This is a genomic window from Enterovibrio norvegicus FF-33, from assembly GCF_000286835.2.
In the GTDB taxonomy this organism is placed as follows: Bacteria; Pseudomonadota; Gammaproteobacteria; order Enterobacterales; family Vibrionaceae; genus Enterovibrio; species Enterovibrio norvegicus_A.
This window is the reverse complement of record NZ_AJYD02000038.1, coordinates 437250-443915: the sequence shown is the minus strand read 5'-3', so window position 1 is coordinate 443915 and position 6666 is coordinate 437250. Positions and strand designations below refer to the sequence as shown.

Genomic DNA, 6666 nt, shown 5'->3' with positions numbered 1-6666 from the left:
AGGCGGTGTGGTGTTATTCTGCCGCATAGCGGCTTCGTTCAACAAGGCGTTTAAACGGAACTAAAACAGTGGGTTATGTTTCGCTTCGCTACACATTATAACCCACAATTTTAGTCCGCTTAACGCGGCGTTATATCAGATTGGAGAACCACATGATTAGGCATGTGTACTTATTAATAATATTTCTTATTTCAAACTCTGTTATTGCCATTGAAAAAGAAGAGTTGTTGTCATACGTGGAAGAAATAGAAGCAACTAGCAGTCTTGTGGCTTTTGAATTTATGCGCGAACAACAGGAAGGTGATTTCAGCAATGCCTACAAGCTTGGATGTGATCAATTTCGCGAAACAACATCACCTTTTGGCCTAAGAAAAACCTTCAAACATCTTGAAAATAGTGCCCAAAGTGTTTCTTTAGCAAAGTTACAGTCTACTCATGTTGTGATTAGTACTGAGTACCCTTTTGGTATAGCTCAATTCACTTTGCTGACAGAGGGACAAAAAGGTAAGTATTTATATCATGTTATAGGTGTTAATGTGGAGCGAAAATGCATAAACAGTAGCTCCTCTCGACTTCAAGTCTCTAACGTAGAATTCAAATAAGTTTGATTTTTAGTTATGTGTGGCGTTGAGAAAATACTTGATATAACAAAACAATCAACGGGACGCTTTGTCACTGCGGACGGTTGTCTAACCTGTTGTGAATAAGCGGTTTTAAGCAGTTTTGGGCGGTTTGGTAAGCGCCCGTTATTGCGACGTTATACGCTGTAATTTTACTTACATGTAAGCAGCGACTTTGAGCGCCAAACCACAGTGGTTTTCTCAACAAAAAAGCGGTTTGGTTTTGGATCGCCGCTCACCATTGAAAGTGTTGCAAACAAGCCATCAATGGCCAGAAAAGACCAAGCATCCCAAGGGCTGCTTGCAAAGGCAAAAGGCGAGGTTCGGCTATTCAAACGGATTGGGTGGCAGCTTTATAACAAAGGTTTTCAAGGCGGACGAAAAACATTCCCGCAAATTTTGTTATATCAACTTATGGCGTGTACGGTGGCTTTATTACGTGAAGCTAATGTTTTACGCCCCTTAAAACGACGTTAGTTGTCATTGGAGATTCCAGTTTATGCAGTTCAGAATTGCTAATATAAATGACTTAGAAAGCTTAGCTAAGTTGCATGCTGAAAGTTGGCGAGAATCGTATCGAGGAATATTCCCTGATAACTTTTTAGATAATGATGTTTGGGAAGAGCGACGTGCATCTTGGGAAGGTCGCTTATCTAGTCCCAAAGAGAATCAGCGAGTATTGATTGCTACTAAAGATAACCAAATTTGTGGTTTCATCTGCGCTTATGGAAATGAAAACTCCAAATGGGGAACTTTCGTTGATAATTTACATGTTTCAAAATCTTCCCAAGGGAATGGCGTTGGTAAACAATTAATGTACTTAATTGCCAAATGGGCTGACGAGTTATTTGAAAATAAAGGCTTATACCTTGAAGTCCTCGAAGACAATCTAAATGCGCGAAGTTTCTACCATAGAATTGGCGCTAAGCACCAAGAAACGAATTTGTGGCAACCACCAGGTAGCGATGAAAAAATCAATGATTTGCTATATGTCTGGGAAAGTAACCAGCAATTATTGCAAATAAACAACTAACAAATAAGAATAAGTGTCGCGCAGCCGACACTTTATTCGGGTGTTGAACAAGCCCGACGCCTCTTTATTGAGTAAATTGCTCGGATGAGCATAGGATGGATCTACGCCCGTCACTTTTGTCAGGACGAGCGTAGCCATGAAGTTAATAGATAACCATTTACTTCAATGATTTACGTTAGCGGTGCGTGTATTTCTCGGTTCGTCCTCCTCTGAGCCAGTGACACAAACACCTCGCGTGTGTGATAGCCATTTTTCTGAGTTCGGCAGGCACGGTGAAAGTGATCATAAAATAGTGTGTCGGCAATAACTTCGCCTCTTGCCGAGCCAGCCATTGCATGGTGTTGGTGTGTTGACACTGCGGACAATGACGGTGCCCACAAGATAGCGGCGTTCGGTCATCATGGTGACACCCCTGACAACCCCATTGCACGTGACCTAATGCCCCTGTTCGGCAGCGAGACATGGCCATGATGGCACGAGAGATATCTGGGTTAAGGCGCCTTGGCTCGAGTTCAGCGCCATGATGATTGAGCAAGGAAAGAAAGGTGCTCATGCGTCCTCCCACAATATCGTCAGTCCCGTTGAAAGTCGTATTGCCATTTTGCTTTTGTCGCAATGAGACCGTTCCACCACATCAATACCTCTGCCAGCAACGCAATCAATAACAAGATGTTGAGGCGCTTGATACAACGCGTTAGGTTGTGCCATAGAGCCAGTCCATATGCGGGACTTTTTAAGTCGCGGAACGCTTCCTCTATCTGCATTCTCTTTGCATATAAGCGTGTTATCTGAATCGCGTTTAGCGTGTCATTGGGGATATTAGTCACCAGCATCCACGGCGCGTTTGCGCTTTTGTCAAAGAGACGAGACGCCGTATGCTTCTTGCTGGTACGGGTATGACGTTGCGCTTTCCGTCCTTTCGGTGCCTGTTTAACAAGATGAGCATGACAAGCCAAAGGAGAGCGGCGTGCGAGTTGGCAAGTGCCCAGATAGGCGGGTTTGTTGTTTGCATTGGGATAGAGTTCTTTATGGCATTACCAAGCAATCGGTCGACTCGCAAGTATCAGAGAGTGAAGTCGTTTTTTATGAATAGTGGGACACTGATTTTGTAGAGTATCTTGTAGAATTTGAATATCGCGCATTGTTCATTCCTTTTATTGGAATGTGGTTTTGGCGAAATTCATTAGATCAAAAGGGTCGATGCGCGTCTTTCTCATTGTTTAGAAAAGGAATTATGAGGGGATTTGCTAGATCACAACGTTAGCTGTCAAAGGATAGTTATGAGAATACTGACAAATATATGCTCTGACGATTTACAAAAAAGCAAAGAATTTTATGTTGAGCTACTTGGCTTCAATGTGAAGTACGACAGCGATTGGTATGTGCAACTTTGCTCTCCAGAAGATTCGGAAATTGAATATGGAATTATTCAGAGGAATCACGATCTTGTACCCAGAGATTATCAAAAACCCCCAACCGGTATGTACGTCACCTTCGTAGTAAAGGATGTTGATGCCACTTACCAGACTGCATTAACTATGGGGTTACCTATTTTGCATGAACCTCGCAATGAATTTTACGGGCAACGCCGCTTTCTGGTAAAAGACCCAAATGGTTGCCTAATTGACATTTGTTCACCTTGGGAGTCTGAGTGATTACACCTAACACATATGAGCCCCTCTCCGGTCAAGAGGCATGGCTGTCTTTATGACTGCGTAAGCAGTCACTGCTTTCGAACAACAAAGTCATTCACTTTGCGTCGTTATTTGAGCCATTAAGTCGTTGCTTACGGCAAACACATATAGAGGGTCTCTTACTGCGGTCTCACGGCTGCCTGTCATTCATGTGACAGGGCCAGACTAGGCGTCAGCAACTTGGTTGTTCACTTTCCAGTTAAGCCAGCGGGTTAAGCTGGCGGGCATGGGTCAATGAGTATCAAGGTATGTTTAACGGTGTCTTTAAGGTCGCGAAAAAAGGAAGTTATGTGCTTATAGAGGGAAGTTGGAATGAACTATGATGAATTCAACCATTTTTGTGGCTCATTCGCAGGGACGAGTCATGTTGTTCAATGGGGTAATTCGGATGTATGGAAGGTGGGTGATAAAGTATTCGCTGTCGGTGGTTGGAGTGGCAACTCTCAAGCAGCGTTCACCTTTAAAACATCAAACTTGAACTACGAATTTCTGAGTCATTACGATGGGTATCGACCTGCGCCTTATTTTGCTAGCCGGGGCATGAAGTGGATACAGCAGACAGAAACATCTGGTGAGCTAGACGACGATTTGAAGTACTACCTATCAGAATCCTACCGGATTGTTGCTAGTGGTCTAAGTAAGCGTAAACAGCAAGAGTTAGGTATAAGTCAGTCAAATCAACCATGTTCATGACTATGTTTTCGAGATGAACGGTGTCACCCCCGCAATTTTTCATTTCAACCTTTGGCGTTTAAAGTGGCTTTTCAGAATGGATCTAGCATTTTTCGCCCCTAAAGCGACGTTGTGTTCAAAAGGATTTCACATGAAGAAAACTTCAATGGTTCTAATGCTCATATTGGCTTTATCTGGATGCGATCTTGCGAAGCATGTACAAGAAATGTCACAAAAACAGGCCAAGCTAGAGCGTCTTATACAAAGCAATTATGGCTGGAAGGCTCAGGTCGGTTGGAATATTCGCAATGACGTGCTTCAACAAGTCACCGTGAATGTCAGTGCTTCAGATGTTGGTAGCCAAACCATTTCATCGCTTGAAGAGCAAGTAAACAAATCACTTCGGACAGTTTTTGAAGAGCAACCCGAAACCGTCGTCCTGCAAGTTGTGCTGTCTTTAGAAAAGTGAGTATGTCAAAGCGTTCAGGGCATGTTACCAATGCTTAGATCCAGCGTGAGTGTCAGCCTTTTAGCTATCTTTAAGTTATCGTCTACTGTTGGATTTTCGTTAGAGTGGGCCGCACCATGACGACAAAGAGTGTTCAAGCAATTGGATGATATTCGCCTTCAAGACGGCGACCAATACGCTACGGTTGAGTCTGTTAGAAAACGCATTAACAAAACGATTCCATCTGTATCGGAAGAGGTTAAGTACGGTGGCATTCTATTTTCTTCCGGTAGGCAGCATGACACCCATGATTGAAGTATTGTGACAGTCATTGTTTGTACATAGATGCGTTAAATCTATTAGCGTAAAAACTCAAGGAGTAAATAATGGTGATGACAAATAGAAGCACGGTTCGTGTGTTAACAAGACGAGTCATCATTACATTGATATATCTAGTAGTAACAAGTGTTAATGCTGATGAGAAAATTCAGAGTCAAGTTAAAGGGAGTAACACGCATAATCATAACGCAATAGATAGAGTTTGGGGGATGCCTAGCGATAGCAAAGCACACCTTATGAGTGCTCCTGAAACTAAATCACTTGAAGAGGTTATTGATCTCATTAAGGCGGTTGAAAGTGCTTATCCTGATGACGATTGGAAAGTAACTGCTGCACGGCTGAGAAAAACACATTACAACAGTAAGTTATGGGACCTTCTACTCATTGGTTCCATTGACATAGAACCAGCATCAGTTGATAAGGGGGTTTCGCCTTCTGTGATCAGCATCTTGAAGAAAGGGAACATTGTTTTCAAGGACCCCCACGGCAACGCTATTGATGTCACGCATGTATGGGCACTAATTAACGCATTATCATATCCATCAATTGATACAGGTATTGATGATTTAAGTGGTATTTCTGTGGCAGATTCAATTAGTTGGGTTGGTGATATTGGTAGTGTCTTATCAGAATATGGCCTCAAAACGAGACCTCATTTCGATTCGTTGCAACAATACTTTCATGGCTATTCTAGTGGGTCTGATTTATATGGTGATGTTGATGGATATGGCGTTTTTCATCAATCGATAGACGGGGGTATGTCTCTCAGTCAAAGGGTTGAATTTTACTATCAGGGGAATTTCAAAAATCGTTTTGATTATTATGAGAAAGCCACCGATATAAAGTTTGAAGAATCGAAAAATGAATATACGGTATCTAATTTATCAGTGGAAAATGTCATTGAACCTCATGTGAGAAAGTTCGCCTACTTCTGGACGCTACATCTGTGTCGAGCAAACGAATTGGAATGTGTATTAGATGATGTTGAAAAAAAATTTTATACCACGAAGGATATAGACACTGTCATTTCGTTGTACTCACAATGGATGACAACACAATTAACGGATGCATCGCGTTACTAAGTTTTGAGCGAGATGAACGACGCTGAATGGTGCTCTTTGAGGTTATCTTGTTACTCTCAGCGCACAGATGATTGCTTGTTTTCGTGTTAAAGTTGTCCTGTTTGATATCGTTGTCATTTGGGTGAGTTTCGTTTGTTTGCGAAGAAAAGAGTCAAGCTAATACCTGAAGATGCGTTGAGGGTTAAGGCTATCAATTGCGTCCACAATCGCAATCTTGCGCATTGCTTTCTGCCTGCGGGTTTTGTTCGCAATTTGGTCTGGGATCATCTTCATCAAGAAGCTGTTCCAACCCCTCTAAATAACGAGTGCCGGGTAGGTGAAATAGATAAAATCATGAGGTGTTATACCCAAACAACCTCTCGCTGAGCAAGCAGGTTGACGTTGCTTAGGTATAACTCTTTCAATTGCGTAAGGTCATGATGTAGATATGCGTAAAACCGACAAAAAATTAGATAATCAGATTAGGGAAGTGCTGACCAATGTGTGTGACACCGCACTTCAAGAATTGGCGGGGTTTCAGTGGTTAACGCATTTGGTGGATTACTCAAATTTCCCTAAAAGCCTGAAGGTGGTCTGTGTATTCGATACAAACAGTAGCCTAAATGATTTTGAGCAGAGCAACCATTTTCAACGCTTTAATGCTCTGATTCAAAAGAGTCTGACTGGTGCTGGTATCAATGTTGGCACTAACTTTATCGCATATGATACGGAAGAGAATTGCAGCAGAGATAACAATGGCAGATGGGCGGAAAGGCTCTGAGTATTGACCATTCGTTAG

Annotated in this window: 10 protein-coding genes and 1 pseudogene; 9 read left to right on the top strand and 2 right to left on the bottom strand. The window is 42.4% G+C overall.

Translation table 11 applies throughout. From position 1 onward, the window contains the following. Nucleotides 1-152 precede the first annotated feature (152 nt). Together A1OO_RS10250 and A1OO_RS10240 are read left to right on the top strand one after the other, a co-directional pair. Nucleotides 153-602 (top strand): hypothetical protein, encoded by a 450-nt coding sequence (locus A1OO_RS10250; RefSeq protein WP_016961536.1) that lies wholly within the window; start codon nt 153-155, stop codon nt 600-602. A gap of 517 nt (nt 603-1119) precedes the next feature. Then, nucleotides 1120-1653, top strand: a complete 534-nt coding sequence (locus tag A1OO_RS10240; protein WP_016961533.1) for a GNAT family N-acetyltransferase — start codon at nt 1120-1122, stop codon at nt 1651-1653. 223 nt (nt 1654-1876) lie between these two features. Here the strand turns inward: A1OO_RS10240 and A1OO_RS23000 are convergent. Next, a pseudogene (locus tag A1OO_RS23000) lies at nt 1877-2206 on the bottom strand (transposase zinc-binding domain-containing protein); the annotation flags it as partial. A gap of 19 nt (nt 2207-2225) precedes the next feature. Next, a complete protein-coding gene (locus A1OO_RS22995; protein ID WP_241819087.1) occupies nt 2226-2609 on the bottom strand; it encodes a transposase in 384 nt (127 codons plus the stop codon). Nucleotides 2610-2933: 324 nt separating this feature from the next. On the opposite strand from A1OO_RS22995, the gene A1OO_RS10225 reads away from it, so the two are divergent. From A1OO_RS10225 to A1OO_RS10205, 7 genes are all read left to right on the top strand, one after another. Next, nucleotides 2934-3308 carry a VOC family protein gene (locus A1OO_RS10225; protein WP_017002956.1) on the top strand — a complete coding sequence of 125 codons (375 nt, stop codon included), beginning with the start codon at nt 2934-2936 and terminating at the stop codon, nt 3306-3308. Nucleotides 3309-3659: 351 nt separating this feature from the next. Then, nucleotides 3660-4040, top strand: coding sequence for an MmcQ/YjbR family DNA-binding protein (locus tag A1OO_RS10220; RefSeq protein WP_016962391.1), 381 nt, complete (start codon nt 3660-3662; stop codon nt 4038-4040). A gap of 130 nt (nt 4041-4170) precedes the next feature. Then, complete coding sequence (locus A1OO_RS10215; RefSeq protein WP_016962390.1) at nt 4171-4488, top strand: hypothetical protein; 318 nt, start codon at nt 4171-4173, stop codon at nt 4486-4488. Between the two features lie 129 nt (nt 4489-4617). Continuing rightward, on the top strand, nt 4618-4782 hold the full coding sequence (locus A1OO_RS23450) for a hypothetical protein (RefSeq protein ID WP_158008859.1): 165 nt from the start codon (nt 4618-4620) through the stop codon (nt 4780-4782). 71 nt (nt 4783-4853) lie between these two features. Further along, nucleotides 4854-5888 (top strand): hypothetical protein, encoded by a 1035-nt coding sequence (locus tag A1OO_RS10210; protein ID WP_241819086.1) that lies wholly within the window; start codon nt 4854-4856, stop codon nt 5886-5888. A gap of 117 nt (nt 5889-6005) precedes the next feature. Next, nucleotides 6006-6254, top strand: coding sequence for a nucleotidyltransferase family protein (locus A1OO_RS23880; protein ID WP_347230838.1), 249 nt, complete (start codon nt 6006-6008; stop codon nt 6252-6254). A 61-nt stretch (nt 6255-6315) separates the two neighbouring features. Further along, complete coding sequence (locus tag A1OO_RS10205; protein WP_017002953.1) at nt 6316-6648, top strand: hypothetical protein; 333 nt, start codon at nt 6316-6318, stop codon at nt 6646-6648. The last annotated feature ends 18 nt before the right edge of the window (nt 6649-6666 follow it).

Bases quoted from the DNA above. Each gene is read 5' to 3' on its own strand.
- A1OO_RS10250 (WP_016961536.1), top strand. From the start codon at position 153: ATGATTAGGCATGTGTACTTATTAATAATATTTCTTATTTCAAACTCT.
- A1OO_RS10240 (WP_016961533.1), top strand. From the start codon at position 1,120: ATGCAGTTCAGAATTGCTAATATAAATGACTTAGAAAGCTTAGCTAAG.
- A1OO_RS10225 (WP_017002956.1), top strand. From the start codon at position 2,934: ATGAGAATACTGACAAATATATGCTCTGACGATTTACAAAAAAGCAAA.
- A1OO_RS10220 (WP_016962391.1), top strand. From the start codon at position 3,660: ATGAACTATGATGAATTCAACCATTTTTGTGGCTCATTCGCAGGGACG.
- A1OO_RS10215 (WP_016962390.1), top strand. From the start codon at position 4,171: ATGAAGAAAACTTCAATGGTTCTAATGCTCATATTGGCTTTATCTGGA.
- A1OO_RS10210 (WP_241819086.1), top strand. From the start codon at position 4,854: ATGGTGATGACAAATAGAAGCACGGTTCGTGTGTTAACAAGACGAGTC.
- A1OO_RS10205 (WP_017002953.1), top strand. From the start codon at position 6,316: ATGCGTAAAACCGACAAAAAATTAGATAATCAGATTAGGGAAGTGCTG.